Below are 17006 nucleotides of genomic sequence, written 5' to 3' on the forward strand. Positions count from 1 at the left end.
GCCTCGGGGTCGGAGTCCGCGCTACCCCTCCCCGGCGCGAGTATCCGGTGAGCTGACGCGGCGATCCCGATAGGCGGGCGCCTTCGCCGTACCGGCGGGCGTCAGCGTGCGTAGCAAGGGGAGCGTGCGTCGTTCGATCACCGTCGACAGCACGATCACGCTGTGTGAACGCACCACCGCGCTGGTCCGGTCGATGCTGAGCAGCACGGACTGCAGCCCGGCGTGCGAATCGGCGCCGATGCGGCACAGCACGTCACCGGAACCCGTGGTGGCGTACGCCTCGAGCACACCGGGGATCGCGTCGAGTTCGGCGGTGACGGTGTCGAGCGCGCCCTGCGCGATTTCCAGGGTGACGAACGCCTGCACGTCGAAACCCGCTGCGGTGACGTCGATCCGCGGGTCGTAGGAGGCGATCACCCCGGCCTCCTCCATGCGGTTGATCCTGGCCTGCACCGTCGCGCGGGCAACCTTCGTGCGGCGCGAGAGTTCCAGGATCCCGGCCTTCTGGAACTCGTGCATGGCCGACAGGATCGCCAGGTCGAGTTCGTCCAGTTTCGCGGGGGTGCGCATGCCAGACCTCCGTCCTCGGGTGCTATTCAAATTGTCCACCATCTGGCCGGAGGAGGTGTCAACTTTGGTCAGCGTGATCAGGCACGAAGAGAGTTGTTGCCTAGCTCACGGGCAGCGGGTTTATCTAGGTCATGACCATTGAGCAGCAGCTCGTCGGGCTGATCGAGCACGACGACAGTGTCGATCCGTTCCCTGTCACCGGCTGGGACGCGCTGGTGTGGGTCGTCGGCAACGCCACCCAGTGCGCGCACTTCCTGCAATCGGCCTTCGGGATGCGGCTCGAGGCCTACTCCGGCCCCGAGACCGGCAATCGCGACCACAAGGCGTACGTGCTGCGCAGCGGGGGAGCGCGATTCGTCGTGCGCGGCGCGGTCGACCCGGACAGTCCGCTCGTCGCCCATCACGACCGGCACGGCGACGGCGTGGTCGACATCGCCCTCGAGGTCCCCGACGTGGACCGGTGCGTCAGCTGGGCGCGTGAGCACGGCGCGACGATTCTCGTCGAACCCCACGACGAGAGCGACGAATTCGGCACCGTCCGCTCCGCCGCCCTGGCCACCTACGGCGAGACGAGGCACACCCTGGTCGACCGCTCCGCCTACGCCGGTCCGTATCTGCCCGGCTATATCGCGCGCACCGGTACCCACCGGCCGGGCCCGCGGATCTTCCAGGCCATCGACCACGTGGTCGGCAATGTGGAACTGGGCATGATGGACCGCTGGGTCGACTTCTACCGCCGCGTCATGGGTTTCACCAATATGGCTGAGTTCGTCGGCGACGACATCGCCACCGAGTACTCGGCGCTGATGAGCAAGGTCGTCGCCAACGGCAACCACCGGGTGAAGTTCCCGCTCAACGAACCGGCGGTCGGGCGCAAGCGCTCCCAGATCGATGAGTACCTCGACTTCTATCGCGGTCCGGGCGTGCAGCACATCGCCCTGGCCACCGGCGACATCCTCGCCACCGTCGACGCGCTGCGCGCCGAGGGCGTCGAGTTCCTGCCGACCCCCGACACCTATTACGAGGACCCCGAACTGCGTGCCCGCATCGGTCACGTCCGCGTTCCGGTCGAGGAACTGCAGCGGCGCGGCATCCTCGTCGACCGCGACGAAGACGGTTACCTGCTGCAGATCTTCACCCGTCCGATCACCGACCGCCCCACGGTGTTCTTCGAACTCATCGAGCGACACGGCTCACTCGGCTTCGGAAAAGGCAATTTCAAAGCCCTGTTCCAGGCCATCGAGCGCGAGCAGGAGGCCCGAGGGAACCTGTGAGCGGGTGGGCGCACGCACTACAGTTCATGGCATGCGGATCCCCTCGGCGATCATCACCGGCATGGCCTTGGCTGTCGTGCTGTCGTCGTGCGGATCGGGGGGCGACTCCGATTCGCCGGTCGGCCCGAATCGGCCACCACCGAAGGTGGCCTCGCTCGGGCCCTTCGTCGGTGAGTGCGGGCACGTCACCGACGACGAGGTGCGTCGGCTGGCGGGTCTGACCGAGATCTCGCGGGTGTACAAGAACGCGACCGGCTGCAACTGGGAGTCGGGCGGATTGTTCGCCCCGAGCGTGACATTCGCGTCCTACCGCGGCAGCCCGATCGATCGGGAGAGAGCCTGGGTGTCGAGCGTCGGGCGCAACCCGGAGCCCATCGATGTCGGCGGGCGCCCCGGCTTCCGTGCACTCGACCCGGAGGGCATCTGCGATTTCGCGGTGCAGCTCGACGACGACTTCTTCGAATGGTCCATCTCCGACGGCGGTTTCGCCACCGCGCTCGACCAGTGCGACCGCGCCCGCAAGCTGGCCGAGTTGACCCTGGGTCGGCTGCGATGAGAACAACCCGGTTCGCGACCGCCACGGCGGCGCTGCTGCTCACCGTCACCCTCGTCGGCTGTGGCGAGCAGGTGGACGGCACGGCCCTCCCTGCCCCGGACGAGGACCGGGGTGGCGGCGAGAAGGTGAACTCCGACTTCGACAAACTGCTGCGCGAGTGCGAGCTCGTCGCCGAGGCGAAGATCGGTGAGATCGTCGGCAACGCCACCTACGTCGAGAGCTCCTTCAGCGGCGCGGTGTGCATGTGGAACATCGCGGACGCACCCGGTGGCTCGGCCATGGCCACCCTCAACTGGTACGAGATGGGTACGCTGAACAACGAGAAGACCACCAACCAGAAGTTGGGGTACCTCACCGGTGACATCACGGTGCAGGGTCGTCGGGCCCTGCAGGTGCGTCGGCCGAACGACAACGACTCCTGCGGAGTCACCGCCCCGGCCGCCGATGTCGGGGTCATCGGCTGGTGGATCAACTACCGGCCGGGCTCGGCCCATCCGGATCCGTGCGCGGGAGCCCAGAAGCTGGTCGAGTTGACCTTGGATCTGGCCAGGTAGAAGCCTTGACGTAGGACCCCACTTTGACCCCGGTTCGGACGGGCGCGTATCGTGGATCGCTGTGCCCGGATTGCTACGGGCAAGTTCGTGCGTGAACGTAGGCCAGCGAGAGCGGCCGATACGTTCCAGCGTGCCCTGAAACAGGGAGCCTGAACAGCGCCCGACACGCCCGACCGCGGGTCAACGGAAACGTGGCTGGACGTGCAGGTTAACCATTGACCAACACTGAACAGGGTCCCCGCGCCAGCGGGGATGAGCCAGAAAGCCGGTATATGCCAACCATCAACCAGCTGGTCCGCAAGGGTCGCCGCGACAAGGTCACCAAGACCAAGACTGCGGCCCTCAAAGGGAGCCCGCAGCGTCGTGGCGTGTGCACTCGCGTGTACACCACCACCCCCAAGAAGCCGAACTCCGCGCTCCGTAAGGTCGCGCGCGTTCGCCTGACCAGCGCGATCGAGGTCACGGCGTACATCCCCGGTGAAGGCCACAACCTGCAGGAGCACTCCATGGTGCTCGTCCGCGGCGGTCGTGTGAAGGACCTCCCCGGTGTTCGCTACAAGATCATCCGTGGCTCGCTGGACACCCAGGGTGTGAAGAACCGCAAGCAGGCCCGCAGCCGCTACGGCGCCAAGAAGGAGAAGAGCTGATATGCCACGCAAGGGCCCCGCACCCAAGCGTCCGCTGATCAACGACCCGGTCTACGGGTCCCCGCTGGTCACTCAGCTGGTCAACAAGATTCTGCTGGACGGCAAGAAGTCGACCGCCGAGCGCATCGTCTACGGTGCCCTCGAGCAGGCGCGCGAGAAGACCGGCACCGACCCGGTCGTCACCCTCAAGCGCGCGCTCGACAACGTCAAGCCCGCCCTCGAGGTGAAGCCCCGCCGCGTCGGTGGCGCCACCTACCAGGTGCCGGTCGAGGTCCGTCCGGGCCGCGCCAACACCCTGGCGCTGCGCTGGCTGGTCAGCTACTCCCGCGCCCGTCGTGAGAAGACGATGATCGAGCGTCTCGCCCACGAGCTCCTCGACGCCAGCAACGGCCTCGGTGCCGCGGTGAAGCGTCGCGAGGACACCCACAAGATGGCCGAGTCGAACCGGGCGTTCGCGCACTACCGCTGGTGATCGCCGCCCGGCCCGTCACTTAAAAGGGAGAATTTCGTGGCACAGGACGTGCTCACCGACCTGAACAAGGTCCGCAACATCGGCATCATGGCCCACATCGATGCGGGCAAGACCACCACCACCGAACGCATCCTCTTCTACACGGGTGTCAACTACAAGATCGGTGAGACGCACGACGGCGCGTCGACCACCGACTGGATGGAGCAGGAGCAGGAGCGTGGTATCACCATCACCTCCGCCGCTGTGACCTGTTTCTGGAACCAGAACCAGATCAACATCATCGACACCCCGGGCCACGTGGACTTCACCGTCGAGGTGGAGCGTTCGCTGCGCGTGCTCGACGGCGCCGTCGCCGTCTTCGACGGCAAGGAGGGCGTCGAGCCCCAGTCCGAGCAGGTGTGGCGTCAGGCCGACAAGTACGACGTGCCGCGCATCTGCTTCGTGAACAAGATGGACAAGCTCGGTGCGGATTTCTACTTCACCGTGCAGACCATCAAGGACCGCCTCGGCGCCAAGCCGCTGGTCATCCAGCTGCCGATCGGCGCCGAGGACACCTTCGAGGGCATCGTCGACCTGGTCGAGATGAACGCCAAGGTGTGGACCGGCGAGACCAAGCTGGGCGAGAAGTACGAAGTCCAGGAGATCCCGGCCGACCTCAAGGACAAGGCCGAGCAGTACCGTCAGGAGCTGCTCGAGACCGTCGCCGAGTCCGACGAGGCGCTGCTGGAGAAGTTCTTCGGCGGCGAGGAGCTCTCGATCGAGGAGATCAAGGGCGCCATCCGCAAGATGACCGTCGGCTCCGAGCTCTACCCGGTGCTGTGTGGTTCGGCGTTCAAGAACAAGGGCGTGCAGCCCATGCTCGACGCCGTCGTCGACTACCTGCCGTCCCCGCTGGACGTGGAGAACGTCGAGGGCCACGTGCCCAACAAGGAAGACGAGATCATCACTCGTCAGCCGAGCGCCGACGCGCCGTTCTCGGCTCTGGCGTTCAAGATCGCGGTGCACCCGTTCTTCGGTGAGCTCACCTACATCCGGGTGTACTCGGGTCAGGTCGCCTCCGGTGCCCAGGTCGTCAACTCGACCAAGGGCAAGAAGGAGCGTCTGGGCAAGCTGTTCCAGATGCACTCCAACAAGGAGAACCCGGTTCCCGAGGTCACCGCGGGCCACATCTACGCGGTCATCGGCCTGAAGGACACCACCACCGGTGACACCCTCTGCGACCCGCAGAACCAGGTCGTCCTCGAGTCGATGACGTTCCCGGACCCGGTCATCGAGGTCTCCATCGAGCCCAAGACCAAGTCCGACCAGGAGAAGCTCGGCACCGCGATCCAGAAGCTGGCGCGCGAGGATCCGACGTTCTCGGTCAAGCTCGACTCCGAGACCGGCCAGACCGTCATCGGCGGTATGGGTGAGCTCCACCTCGACATCCTCGTCGACCGCATGAAGCGCGAGTTCAAGGTCGAGGCGAACGTCGGTAAGCCGCAGGTTGCCTACCGTGAGACGATCACCAAGCCGGTCGAGAAGCTCGAGTTCACGCACAAGAAGCAGACGGGTGGCTCCGGCCAGTTCGCGAAGGTCATCATCGCGGTCGAGCCCTTCGTCGGCGAGGACGGTGCGCACTACGAGTTCGAGAACAAGGTCTCCGGCGGTCGCGTGCCCCGTGAGTACATCCCGTCGGTGGACGCGGGTGCCCAGGACGCCATGCAGTACGGCGTGCTCGCCGGCTACCCGCTGGTGAACCTGAAGGTCACCCTGCTCGACGGCGCGTACCACGACGTCGACTCGTCGGAAATGGCGTTCAAGATCGCGGGCTCGCAGGCCCTCAAGGAAGCGGCCCGTAAGGCCGGTCCGGTGATCCTCGAGCCGCTCATGGCGGTGGAGGTCATCACGCCCGAGGACTACATGGGCGACGTGATCGGCGACCTCAACTCCCGCCGTGGCCAGATCCAGGCCATGGAGGAACGCAGTGGTGCCCGTGTCGTCAAGGCGCTGGTTCCGCTCTCGGAGATGTTCGGCTACATCGGTGACCTGCGGTCGAAGACCCAGGGTCGCGCGAACTACTCCATGGTGTTCGACTCCTACGCTGAGGTTCCGGCCAACGTGTCCAAGGAGATCATCGCCAAGGCGACCGGCGAGTAATTCGCTTGCCGCGGCCTTGTACGCTTGGCCGCGGCAACCGGGCGTCAGCACGACCCCCCTTAATAACCGCACTGCTGCAAAAAAGCACGCACTAACTAGTCCAGGAGGACAACAGTGGCGAAGGCGAAGTTCGAGCGGACGAAGCCCCACGTCAACATCGGCACCATCGGTCACGTCGACCATGGCAAGACCACGCTGACTGCGGCCATCACCAAGGTGCTCGCCGACAAGTACCCGGACCTGAACGAGAGCTTCGCTTTCGACCAGATCGACAAGGCGCCGGAGGAGAAGGCTCGTGGTATCACGATCAACATCTCCCACGTCGAGTACCAGACCGAGAAGCGCCACTACGCGCACGTCGACGCCCCGGGTCACGCCGACTACATCAAGAACATGATCACCGGTGCGGCTCAGATGGACGGCGCCATCCTCGTGGTCGCCGCCACCGACGGCCCGATGCCGCAGACCCGCGAGCACGTGCTGCTCGCCCGTCAGGTCGGCGTGCCCTACATCCTGGTCGCGCTGAACAAGTCGGACATGGTCGACGACGAGGAAATCCTCGAGCTCGTCGAGATGGAGGTCCGCGAGCTGCTGGCTTCGCAGGAGTTCGACGAGGATGCCCCCGTCGTGCGCGTCTCCGGCCTGAAGGCTCTCGAGGGTGACGAGAAGTGGGCCGAGTCGGTCCTCGAGCTCATGGCTGCCGTCGACGAGTCGATCCCGGACCCGGTCCGTGAGACCGAGCTCCCGTTCCTGATGCCGGTCGAGGACGTCTTCACGATCACCGGTCGTGGCACCGTCGTCACCGGTCGTGTCGAGCGCGGCATCATCAACGTGAACGAGGAAGTCGAGATCGTCGGCATCCGCGAGAAGAGCACCAAGACCACCGTCACCGGTATCGAGATGTTCCGCAAGCTGCTCGACCAGGGCCAGGCGGGCGACAACGTCGGTCTGCTGGTTCGTGGCATCAAGCGCGAAGATGTCGAGCGTGGCCAGGTCGTCGTGAAGCCGGGCACCACCACTCCCCACACGGAGTTCGAGGGCCAGGCGTACATCCTGTCGAAGGACGAGGGCGGTCGCCACACCCCGTTCTTCAACAACTACCGCCCGCAGTTCTACTTCCGTACCACGGACGTGACGGGCGTTGTGACCCTCCCCGAGGGCACCGAGATGGTCATGCCCGGTGACAACACCGAGATGTCCGTCAAGCTGATCCAGCCGGTCGCCATGGACGAGGGCCTGCGTTTCGCGATCCGCGAGGGTGGCCGCACCGTCGGCGCCGGTCGCGTCACGAAGATCATCAAGTGAGTCTCTGACTTACTGACACCGCAACGGCGTCGCTCCTCCGGGAGCGGCGCCGTTCGGCGTTTCTGGGCGCGCATCCAAGGACCCCATAAGCGCTGATCGCCATAATCGGTCGAAATGGACTGCCTGGCATGGCATTCTGAGAACAGATCGACGGGGGTGTCGCGGTGGGGGAAGAATTCTTCGACAAGTCACGGGCAGAGCCAGGTCGTAGCACGCCGTACCGGCCGCCGGAACCGGCGCGATGGCCCACTCGCCCGCGGCCCGAGCCTCTGCTCTTCTCCCATGAGGTCCGTGCCGCGAATGTCGAGCGCGAACGGGTTCAGCGGCTGTTGCGGGAGTCGGCGGCGGGGTCCGATTACTCGTCGAGCAGGGCCAGGAAGATCGGGACCATCGCGATCGTCGGCGTCGCCGCCCTCATCGGCGGCGGCTACCTGCTCAGCCGCCCGAGTGATCCGGACCCGGTCATCGCGTCTTGCGTACGAACCGAGAAGAACGGCAGCCAGACCGTCGTCGCTGACAGCAACTGCTCTAGCTCGGGCGTCGGATCCTTCCGCGGCAGCTCGACCTGGCCGCAGTACCAGTACTACTACGGTGGCAACACCACCATCGGCAAGCCGCCGTCCGGCGGTACGACCATCAAGCCGAGCAATGTCGAGATCAAGACCAAGAGCGGAACGGTCATCCAGCGCGGCGGCCTCGGCCGTGGTGGCGGCAGCGGCTCGTAGTCCGCCACACCACAAGCCATGACATGTGGGGTCATCGCCGGGAGGGCGCTGGGTGGGTAGCGTTCGTGGGGTCGGGTGTCCCTGGGTGTTCGGAGGCGGCGTGGTTGTGGTGAAGGGGTTCGAGGTTGTCGAGGGGGAGCTCGGGCACGGGTTGCCGTATTTCGCGTTCGGACAGGGGCGGCCGTTGGTGTTCCTGCGGTGGTTCACGCCTGATCACACGAACCCGAGCGGGTGGATGCGGGCCAGCGAGGTGAAGACGTTGGCGCCGCTGGCCGGGAACTTCCGGGTGTATGCGGTGAATCGCGCTCCGGGGATGGCGGAGGGGACGTCGATGGCCGACATCGCGCGCGACCACGCGGCGGCCTTGCGGGAGGAATTCGGGGAGCCCGTGGATGTGCTGGGGATTTCCTCCGGCGGGTCCGTGGCGTTGCAATTGGCTGCCGATCATCCGTCGGCGGTGCGCAGGCTGGTGATCGCGTCGTCGGGATGTCGGCTCCCCGAGCCCGCTCGCGCCTCACAGCTGAAGTACGCGAGAGCCGCCGCCGAAGGGAAACGCGCACTCCAGCACATGGCGACCGTCGGTATCGAGTCGCCGGTGAAAGCCCGCCTGGTCGGTGCGGTGGCCTGGCTCGCCGACCCGCTGATGCGTCCGAAGAATCCCGCCGACACCCTGGCCTTCGTTCTCGCCGAAGACGCCTTCGACGTCACCGACCGCCTCACCGACATCACCGCCCCCACCCTGGTGATCGGCGGCGAACGCGACGAGTTCTATCCGCAGTCGATCTTCCATCAGACCGCCGAGGGCATCCCCGACTCCCGCTTGACCATCTACCCCGACACCACTCACATGGGCGCGATCAAACACGAACGCTTCGCTCCCGAGGTCACCGAATTCCTGGGCTCAGCAACGTAATCGAGGATCGAGGCATCCGGCGAAAGGACTCACCGCTCGTCGAGGTTCACCCGGACCGTGACACCGCCGCGCTCGCCGCGGTGTGCGACAGCACGGCCGGGATGGTCGAGGCCGTCGATGCGCAGGGTGATCGGCCCACCCGCACCGAGGAAGTTGCGCCACCATGTCTTCTGATCCGGCATGGCGACGCCGATGACGTATTCGTCCCCGGACCGGCGGTAGTTGACCGGGGTGCTGAACGTGCGCCCCGAGCGGCGGCCGACATAACTCACCTCGGCGAAGGATTTGCCGAGAACCTTGCGAAGGCCCGGCGCCTTCGTCACGGCGAGGACGATCGCGTTGAAGACGCGCATACCGCGTCGCATCATCGGATTCTGAAACATGAACTTGCCCCTGATCTTTCGCGGACTAGGTGATCTCGACCGTACCGATCGACTGTGGCAATTCATTGAGAGCTCAGCGAACTCTGGCTCCGTAGACGTGTTCGACGGTCATCGTCATCAGGACGCGGCGGTCGGAGACCATCACCTCGCGGTATTCGTCCCAGTCCGGGTGCTCGCCCGCGGCCGCGCGGTAGTAGGCGACGAGGGCTTCCACCTCGGGGCCGTTGGGGTCGGTGCCGGGGCCGGTGAGCTGGGCGGTGCCTTCGGCGGTCGCCCAGGACCAGCCGTCGGCGCTGCCCACTTCGAGGGCGGCGCGTGGGTCGCGGCGCAGGTTCGCGGTCTTGGCGCGGCCCTCGGTCATCGAGACGTAGATGACGCCCGCCGCGCGGTCGTAGTAGGGGGTGACCGGTGAAAGCTGGGGTCTGCCATCGGTTTTGATCGTGGCGAGGACGCCGATCTTCGCCTCGGTGAGCAGGGCGTGCGGATCGAACTGTTCGGACATGAGCCACTCCTCAGTCGGTGTGTTCTGACGAACCGATGTGCACCTGCGTTTATGCCCGCGCGGAAAACCTGTCGACAATCCCGGATCGGGCCGCGTACAAAGAGTCCATGTTCACGGTACGTCCGCAGTCGCGGTTCTAGTTCGCATCGGGTCCGTGTGGCGTCGAGGCGACGCCGCGTGACCCGACGCCCGTGCCGTCCCCCGGAGCGCCTCACCGGCGAGCGTCGATTGTCGAAACCGACTCAGCCGGGAGCCTCCCATGACCAGAACCGACCTCGCCCGCCTACGCAATATCGGCGTCGCCGCCCACATCGACGCGGGCAAGACCACGATCACCGAACGAATCCTGTTCTACACCGGCGTGATTCGTACCCTCGGTGAGGTGCACGACGGTACCGCCGTGATGGACCACATGGTGCAGGAGCGCGAGCACGGCATCACCATCACCTCGGCGGCGACCACGTGCGAATGGGCCGAGCATCAGATCACCGTCATCGACACCCCCGGCCACGTCGACTTCACCGCCGAGGTGGAGCGCACGCTGCGGGTGCTCGACGGCGCGGTCGCGGTGTTCGACGCCAAGGAGGGCGTGGAGGCGCAGTCGGAGCAGGTGTGGCGTCAGGCCGACACCTACGGTGTGCCCCGGATCTGTTTCGTGAACAAGATGGACAAGCTCGGCGCCGACTTCGCCTTCACCGTGCGGACCATCGCGGAACGGCTCGGGGTGCGCCCGTTGGTGATCCAGCTGCCGATCGGTGCCGAACGCGACTTCGATGGCGTGATCGACCTGGTCGACATGACCGCGAAGCGCTGGCGTGGTGACACCGAGAACGGTGTCCGCTACGAGACCGTCGAGATACCGGAGGAGCTGCGGGCCAAAGCGATCCAGCATCGAGAAGCACTGCTGGCGACCGTCGCCGAGGCCGACGATGACGTGCTGGAAAGCTACTTTTCCGGCAAGCCGATCGCCGTCGACGTCCTCAAAGCCGCGATCCGGCGGATGACGCTCGACGCCACCGCCTACCCGGTGTTGTGCGGTTCGGCGCTGGCCAATATCGGGGTGCAGCCGCTGCTGGACGCCATCGTCGACTACCTGCCGTCGCCGGTGGATGTCGTAGCCGTGCACGGCTTCTCGACGGAAGGAACACATGTGCATCGCGCGCCCGATGTCGCCGAGCCGTTCGCGGCCCTGGCGTTCAAGGTCGCGGCCCATCCGTTCTTCGGAACGCTGGTGTATCTGCGCGTGTACTCCGGCACCGCTGAACCCGGTGCCTCCCTGCTGAATTCGACAAATGGACGAAAGGAGCGCCTGGGCAAACTGTTCCAGATGCACGCGAGCACCGAGATCGCGATCGATCGGGTGCGGGCGGGTCAGATCTGTGCCGTCATCGGTCTCAAAGCCACCGGCACCGGCGACACCCTGTGCGATCGGCACGATCCGATCGTGCTGGAGTCGATGACCTTCCCCGACCCGGTGCTGTCGGTCTCGATCGAACCGAGGACTCGCGCCGACCAGGACAAGCTCGGCACCGCCCTGTCTCGCCTGGCCGACGAGGACCCGACGTTCACCGTGCGCGCCGACGCCGAAACCGGACAGACGGTCATCGGCGGCATGGGTGAGCTGCATCTGGAAATCCTGGTCGACCGGCTGAAACGACAGTTCCGGGTGGACGCGACCATCGGCGCACCACGCGTGGCCTACCGCGAGACCGTCACCGTTCCCGTCGATCTGCTCGAACACACCCACCGCAAACAGGTGGGTGGACGCGGGCAGTACGCGAAGGTGGTGATCGCGCTGGCCCCGCATGTGGCCGAGGACGGTGCCACCTACGAATTCCGCAACCAGGTCACCGGTGGGCGGGTGCCGAGGGAGTACATCCCCGCGGTCGACGCGGGCGCGCAAGACGCGCTCGCGGTGGGCCCGCTCGCCGGATTCCCCCTGGTGAACGTGCTGGTGACGCTGCTCGACGGCGCCGCCCACGTGCAGGATTCCTCGGATCTGGCGTTCCGGCTGGCCGGGGCGGCGGCGGTGCGTGCGGCGGTGGCCCGCGCGAAGCCGGTGTTGCTCGAGCCGTTGATGGCCGTGGAGGTCGTCACGCCCGAGCGGTATGTCGGCGAGGTGATCGGTGATCTGAACACCCGGCGTGGCCGGATCACCGAGCTGGCCGAGCGTGGCGGCGCCCACGTCGTCCGCGCGCTGACCCCGCTGTCGGAGATGTTCGGCTACATCGGCGACCTTCGCTCGAAAACCCGTGGCCGAGCGACCTTCTCGATGACGTTCGACTCCTACGCTCCGGTTCCGCCGGAGGTCGCGAACTCGATCATCGCGGGTAGCTGACCAGGATGTCGGTGGCGTCTCCTCAGGCGCCACCGACTCAGGGCGCCAGGGTGCCGACCGTCCACAGGGGCGCGGTTTCCACGCGGGCGAAGCGCCATCCGTCGGGCGTGCGCACGGCATCGAATCGGTAGGTCCCGCCACCGGCGTAGAACGGTTCGGGGGCCACCCGGCCGGGGGTCGGTGCGCTGGGAACGAACGCGAACAGCGAGTTCGCCCGGACCTGTGCCCGGTCGCCCGCGAGTTCGATGCGCACATTGCTGATGTAGTGCGGTGAGCGTTGCTGGTCGGAGTGGTTGCGACCGGCGAGTGCGATGACCTTGTCGAGCCCGGTGGCCTCTCCGCCGGGCGATTTGGCGGTCACGTCGGCGGTGCTGGCCGACCGGGCCGCCGAACGCGCCCTCGCCGACACCGGTTCACGCAGGCATCACTTCGCGCTGCTGGCCACCCTGGCCGAGTTCGGTCCAGCCAGCCAGGCCGAGTTGGGCAGGCGCACCGGCATCGACCGCAGCGACATCGTCGGTGCGCTCAACGACCTGGCCGGGCGCGGCTTCGTCGACCGCAGCCCCGACCCCGAGGACCGGCGCCGCAATATCGTCACGATCACCGAGCCGGGCGCCACCCACCTCGCCGACCTCGACGGCAGGCTGCGCGCCGCCCAGCAGGAACTACTCGGCGCGCTGTCCGAGGGCGAACGCGACCAGCTCGTCGGTCTGCTCAGCCGCGTGCTGGACGACCACGCGGTACGGTGAAGCCGCCCGGCGACGGTGCTGTTCGATCAGCGGTGCTCGCCCGTGAATGTCTGGTCTTCCGGTGTCGTGGGCCGACGCGCGGCCGGTGCCACGCCCAGCAGACGCAAGGCGTCGGCGGAGGCCTCGTTGCGGGCGGTGTAGACCTCGAGCCGGTGGTCGGGGCTGTCGGGCTGCAACCACACCTGATAGTCCACATCCACGCCGCCGACCGTCGGATGCTGTAGTCGCATCGTGCCGACGGTGCAGTCGGCGACTTCGCCCTCGGCCCACAGTGTCGCGAATTCCTTACTGCGCATGGACAATTCGCCGATCAGTTCGGCCAGGCGTGCGTCGCTGGGGTAGCGGCCCGCCGTGAGCCGCAGGTAACCGACGTGAATGCGGGCGAGTTCCTCCCAGTTGCGATGTAGGTCCCTGGTGAGCGGATCGAGGAAGAATTGGCGTGGGACCGACGGGCGCTCGACCGGGTCGGCGGGGGCGGCGAAGTCGAGGTGTTCGGCGAAGAGTGCGTGTCCGCTGTGGTTCCAGGCGAGCACGTCGCCGCGCCTGCCGAGGACGAGGGCGGGCATGGTGTCGCCGAGCGCGTCGAGTAGGGCGAGGACGCGGGGGTGGGCGCGTTCGGGTTCGTCGCGGGTGAGTCGTGGTGTGGTCGGTCGTCCGGCCAGGTTGTGCAGGTGTGCGGTTTCGGCGGCATCGAGCCGCAGTACCCGCGCGAGGGCATCGATGACCTGCGGCGACGCCGTGCCCGCCTGATCCTGTTCGAGCCGGGTGTAGTACCCGGCGCTCACCCCGGCCAGCTGCGCGAGTTCTTCGCGGCGCAACCCTGGCACCCGGCGGGTGGCGCCGTAGGTGCGCAGCTCGAGGTCGGCTGGGGTGATGCGGTCGCGGCGGGTTTTGAGGAAGACGCCGAGGCTTTCCAGCTCCATGCTCCCGAGCGTAGGGAGCCCGGCGCGCCCGTGGGTATCCCTGCCGGAGGTACCCATCGCCGGGGCTGGTTGCCGTGCACGGTAGGGCCCAGATTCGGTGCCATGAACAACACTTCTCCGGTGCGGGCCTGGCTGGGCCTGCTGGTGGTCCTCGGTCCGGTTCTGCTCGTCGCGATGGACGGTTCGGTGCTGTTCCTGGCGATGCCCGCGATCACCGGCGCGCTCACCCCGTCCGCCGATCAGAGCCTGTGGATCCTGGACAGTTACGGCTTCGCCGTCGGCTCCCTGCTCATCGCCTTCGGCGCCGTCGGCGACCGCTACGGGCGCAAACGGCTCCTGCTGATCGGCACCGCGATGTTCGGTCTCGGCTCGGTGGGCGCGGCCTTCGCCACCGGCCCCGAATCGCTGATCGCGTTCCGTGTGCTGATGGGTGTGGCCGGGGCGACGCTGTTGCCGTCGGCGCTGGCCGTGCTCGGCACCCTGTTCCCCGACCCGCGCCGCCGGGCCCAGGCCATCGGCATCTTCGCGGCCACCTTCGCCGCCGGGTTCGCGATCGGCCCGATCGTCGCCGGTCAGCTGCTGAGCCGGTTCTGGTGGGGCTCGGTGCTGTTGATCAATGTGCCGGTGGTGCTGGTGTTCCTGGTCTTCGCGCCGATGCTGCTCGGGGAGGTGCGGGCCACGGTCGACACCCGCATCGACGTGCCGAGTGTCCTCACCTCGGCGGCAGGCCTGCTGTTGGCAATGTACGCGGTGAAACACGCTGCGGCGCAAGGGTTCACGGCGTCCGCGGTGGCGGTCGGGGTGGCCGGTGCGGTGCTGCTCGGCTGGTTCGGGCGCAGGCAGACGCGGATCGCGAACCCGCTCGTCGACTTCTCGCTGTTCGGCAACCCGGTGTTCACCGTCGCGATCGTCACCGGGTTCCTGCCGCTGGCCGCGTGGTCGGCGACGGCGTTCCTCGGCGGCGGCTACCTGCAGTCCGTGCTCGGTCTGTCGGTCGCCGACGCCGCGCTGCTCGCCGTTCCCGGTGCCGTGGTGCTCACCGGCACGGCCGTCGTCACCCCGGTGATCGCCGCGCGCATCGGTCGACCGGCAGCGCTGATCACGGCGCACTTCACCATCGTCGCGGGCTTGCTGCTGTTGTTGCCGACCAGCACGAGCGGCGGGGCCGCGTGGTACGTCGCGGCGACGGCTGTCGCGGGCATCGGGTACGGCATCTCCTTCAGCGTGGTGGCCGATATCGCGGTCGCGGCGGTCGCGCCGGAACGGGCTGGCTCGGCCGCCGCCCTCGCCGAAACCGGCAACGAACTCGGCAACGCTCTCGGCATCGCCCTGTTCGGTTCCCTTGCCGCCCTGCTGTTCCGCGTGAACGGCCCGGACCTGGCGCCGACCCTCGCCGAAACCCTCGCCCTCCCCGCGCTGGTTCCCGCCGCCGACGACGCCCGCGCGGCGTTCACCGACGGACTCCACGTCGTCGCGGTGACCGCGGCCGTCCTGCACGCGCTCCTCGGCTCGGTCGCGCTTCGGGTGCTGCGTTCGCGTTCCGCCCCGAGGCGCCGGTTCCGGTCGGACACCGGTGACATCGGCGCAGGTGGCGACCGGTGTGGTTCACATCGCGGGACAAATGCGACGTGAACCACACTCCCCGCTCGCGCACTGGTACAAACAAGCGAGAGGGAAGGACGAAATACATGAGCGCGCCGATCGTCATCGTCGGAGCGGGCCTGGCAGGTCTGCGCACCGCCGAGGAACTACGCCGAGCCGGATACGAGGGCGGTGTGCTGCTCGTCGGGGACGAGTCGCGGCCGCCCTACGACCGCCCGCCGTTGTCCAAGCAGTTCGTTCGCGGCGAGACCGACGACACCACGCTGCGCCCGCCGGAGTTCTTCGCCGACAAGAACATCGAGCTGCGTCTCGGGACCGCCGTCGCGCGCGTGGACACCGCCGCTCGCACCCTCGTCCTCGCCGACGGTGACACGATCGCCTACGACCAGCTCGTCATCGCCACCGGCCTGCGGCCCCGCCGCCTGCCCGGCGTCGAAGAGGTCACGGGCGTGCACGTCCTGCGCGCCCACGACGACGCCGAGTCCCTGCGCGCCGATCTGGCCGCCGCCGGGCGCGCCCTCATCGTCGGTGCCGGTTTCATCGGCTGCGAGCTGGCCGCGAGCTTCCGCGCCGCGGGGAAAGACGTCACCCTCGTCGAACCCCAGCCGACCCCGCTCGCCTCCGTGCTCGGCGAGCACATCGGCGGGTACGTGGCCCGCATGCACCGCGACCACGGCGTCGACCTGCACTGCGGCGTCGGCGTTGACACCCTCCGCGTGGACGTCGACGGGCACGTGCGCGGCGCCCTGCTCACCGACGGCACCGATATCGACGCCGACCTGGTGGTGATCGGCATCGGTTCGGTCCCCGCCACCGACTGGCTCGCCGGTTCCGGCATCGAGCTGGCCGACCCGGCGGCGGGTGGCGGTGTGCTGGCCGACGAGTTGGGGCGCACGTCCGCCGAGGGTGTCTGGACGGTCGGCGACGTGGCGGCCTGGCGCTACGGGGATATCCGCAAGCGGGTCGAGCACTGGACCAGCGCGGGTGAGCAGGCGAAACTGGTGGTCACCGCGCTGCTCGGCGGTGCGGCGCCGACAGCGGCCCGGGTGCCGTATTTCTGGAGCGACCAGTACGACGTCAAGATCCAGGCTCTCGGTACGCCCGATCCCGGCGACGAGGTCACTGTCGTCAGCGAGGACGGGCACAAGTTCCTGGCCTACTACTCCCGGGACGGCCTCCTCACCGCGGTCCTCGGTGCGGGGATGACTGCACAGGTGATGAAGTTGCGAGCGAAGTTGGCTACGCCTACGCCGGTGGCCGACCTTCTCGCGGCTACATCCTGAACTGGCGGTTCCGGCCTGGTCGGTACCACCACGGTGTTTTGTGCACCACGGAGGTATTGGGCTGTATTTTT

General features: G+C 67.4%; 18 protein-coding genes. 13 read left to right on the forward strand and 5 right to left on the reverse strand.

Annotation, left to right across the window (positions count from 1 at the left end; all coding sequences use genetic code 11):
• Window positions 1–21: 21 nt before the first annotated feature.
• The gene (locus NC7_RS05450; protein WP_067979684.1) at window positions 22–570 is read right to left on the reverse strand and encodes an Lrp/AsnC family transcriptional regulator; all 549 of its coding nucleotides are present in this window, start codon (window positions 568–570) and stop codon (window positions 22–24) included.
• Between the two features lie 131 nt (window positions 571–701).
• Here NC7_RS05450 and hppD point away from each other — a divergent pair, with 131 nt between their 5' ends.
• The 9 genes from hppD to NC7_RS05495 all read left to right on the forward strand — a co-directional run bounded on the left by hppD (window position 702) and on the right by NC7_RS05495 (window position 9155).
• The gene (gene hppD, locus NC7_RS05455; protein WP_067979688.1) at window positions 702–1844 is read left to right on the forward strand and encodes a 4-hydroxyphenylpyruvate dioxygenase; all 1143 of its coding nucleotides are present in this window, start codon (window positions 702–704) and stop codon (window positions 1842–1844) included.
• A 31-nt stretch (window positions 1845–1875) separates the two neighbouring features.
• Window positions 1876–2400: a DUF3558 domain-containing protein gene (locus NC7_RS05460; protein ID WP_067979691.1), complete on the forward strand. Its 525-nt coding sequence runs from the start codon at window positions 1876–1878 to the stop codon at window positions 2398–2400.
• Window positions 2397–2954 (forward strand): DUF3558 domain-containing protein, encoded by a 558-nt coding sequence (locus tag NC7_RS05465; RefSeq protein WP_067979693.1) that lies wholly within the window; start codon window positions 2397–2399, stop codon window positions 2952–2954. Before NC7_RS05460 ends, NC7_RS05465 begins: the two co-directional genes overlap by 4 nt.
• Window positions 2955–3226: 272 nt before the next feature.
• Entirely contained in the window at window positions 3227–3601 is a 375-nt protein-coding gene (rpsL, locus tag NC7_RS05470; protein WP_056814220.1) for a 30S ribosomal protein S12, read from the forward strand.
• Window position 3602: 1 nt separating this feature from the next.
• On the forward strand, window positions 3603–4073 hold the full coding sequence (gene rpsG, locus NC7_RS05475) for a 30S ribosomal protein S7 (RefSeq protein WP_067485171.1): 471 nt from the start codon (window positions 3603–3605) through the stop codon (window positions 4071–4073).
• Between the two features lie 36 nt (window positions 4074–4109).
• Window positions 4110–6212 (forward strand): elongation factor G, encoded by a 2103-nt coding sequence (gene fusA, locus NC7_RS05480; RefSeq protein WP_067979696.1) that lies wholly within the window; start codon window positions 4110–4112, stop codon window positions 6210–6212.
• Window positions 6213–6326: 114 nt separating this feature from the next.
• The gene (tuf, locus tag NC7_RS05485; RefSeq protein WP_067979699.1) at window positions 6327–7517 is read left to right on the forward strand and encodes an elongation factor Tu; all 1191 of its coding nucleotides are present in this window, start codon (window positions 6327–6329) and stop codon (window positions 7515–7517) included.
• A gap of 164 nt (window positions 7518–7681) precedes the next feature.
• Entirely contained in the window at window positions 7682–8242 is a 561-nt protein-coding gene (locus NC7_RS05490) for a hypothetical protein (protein WP_084457985.1), read from the forward strand.
• A gap of 100 nt (window positions 8243–8342) precedes the next feature.
• On the forward strand, window positions 8343–9155 hold the full coding sequence (locus NC7_RS05495; protein ID WP_067979745.1) for an alpha/beta fold hydrolase: 813 nt from the start codon (window positions 8343–8345) through the stop codon (window positions 9153–9155).
• A gap of 29 nt (window positions 9156–9184) precedes the next feature.
• Here NC7_RS05495 and NC7_RS05500 read toward each other — a convergent pair whose 3' ends face one another.
• On the reverse strand, window positions 9185–9538 hold the full coding sequence (locus NC7_RS05500) for a hypothetical protein (protein WP_067979703.1): 354 nt from the start codon (window positions 9536–9538) through the stop codon (window positions 9185–9187).
• 73 nt (window positions 9539–9611) lie between these two features.
• On the reverse strand, window positions 9612–10040 hold the full coding sequence (locus NC7_RS05505; RefSeq protein WP_067979707.1) for a PPOX class F420-dependent oxidoreductase: 429 nt from the start codon (window positions 10038–10040) through the stop codon (window positions 9612–9614).
• 259 nt (window positions 10041–10299) lie between these two features.
• Here NC7_RS05505 and fusA (NC7_RS05510) point away from each other — a divergent pair, with 259 nt between their 5' ends.
• Window positions 10300–12378: an elongation factor G gene (gene fusA / locus NC7_RS05510; RefSeq protein WP_067979709.1), complete on the forward strand. Its 2079-nt coding sequence runs from the start codon at window positions 10300–10302 to the stop codon at window positions 12376–12378.
• A gap of 37 nt (window positions 12379–12415) precedes the next feature.
• Here fusA (NC7_RS05510) and NC7_RS05515 read toward each other — a convergent pair whose 3' ends face one another.
• Complete coding sequence (locus NC7_RS05515) at window positions 12416–12739, reverse strand: nuclear transport factor 2 family protein (protein WP_067979713.1); 324 nt, start codon at window positions 12737–12739, stop codon at window positions 12416–12418.
• On the opposite strand from NC7_RS05515, the gene NC7_RS05520 reads away from it, so the two are divergent.
• Complete coding sequence (locus NC7_RS05520; protein WP_236573113.1) at window positions 12729–13127, forward strand: MarR family winged helix-turn-helix transcriptional regulator; 399 nt, start codon at window positions 12729–12731, stop codon at window positions 13125–13127. The genes NC7_RS05515 and NC7_RS05520 overlap by 11 nt on opposite strands.
• A gap of 26 nt (window positions 13128–13153) precedes the next feature.
• On the opposite strand, the gene NC7_RS05525 is transcribed toward NC7_RS05520, so the two are convergent.
• Entirely contained in the window at window positions 13154–14050 is an 897-nt protein-coding gene (locus NC7_RS05525) for a helix-turn-helix transcriptional regulator (protein ID WP_067979720.1), read from the reverse strand.
• Between the two features lie 102 nt (window positions 14051–14152).
• Between NC7_RS05525 and NC7_RS05530 the strand changes: the two genes are divergently transcribed.
• Together NC7_RS05530 and NC7_RS05535 are read left to right on the forward strand one after the other, a co-directional pair.
• On the forward strand, window positions 14153–15682 hold the full coding sequence (locus NC7_RS05530) for an MFS transporter (RefSeq protein WP_084457989.1): 1530 nt from the start codon (window positions 14153–14155) through the stop codon (window positions 15680–15682).
• 56 nt (window positions 15683–15738) lie between these two features.
• Complete coding sequence (locus NC7_RS05535) at window positions 15739–16935, forward strand: NAD(P)/FAD-dependent oxidoreductase (protein ID WP_067979723.1); 1197 nt, start codon at window positions 15739–15741, stop codon at window positions 16933–16935.
• Window positions 16936–17006: the final 71 nt, after the last annotated feature.

Origin of the sequence: Nocardia caishijiensis NBRC 108228 (assembly GCF_001612825.1) — a bacterium.
Lineage (GTDB): Bacteria > Actinomycetota > Actinomycetes > Mycobacteriales > Mycobacteriaceae > Nocardia > Nocardia caishijiensis.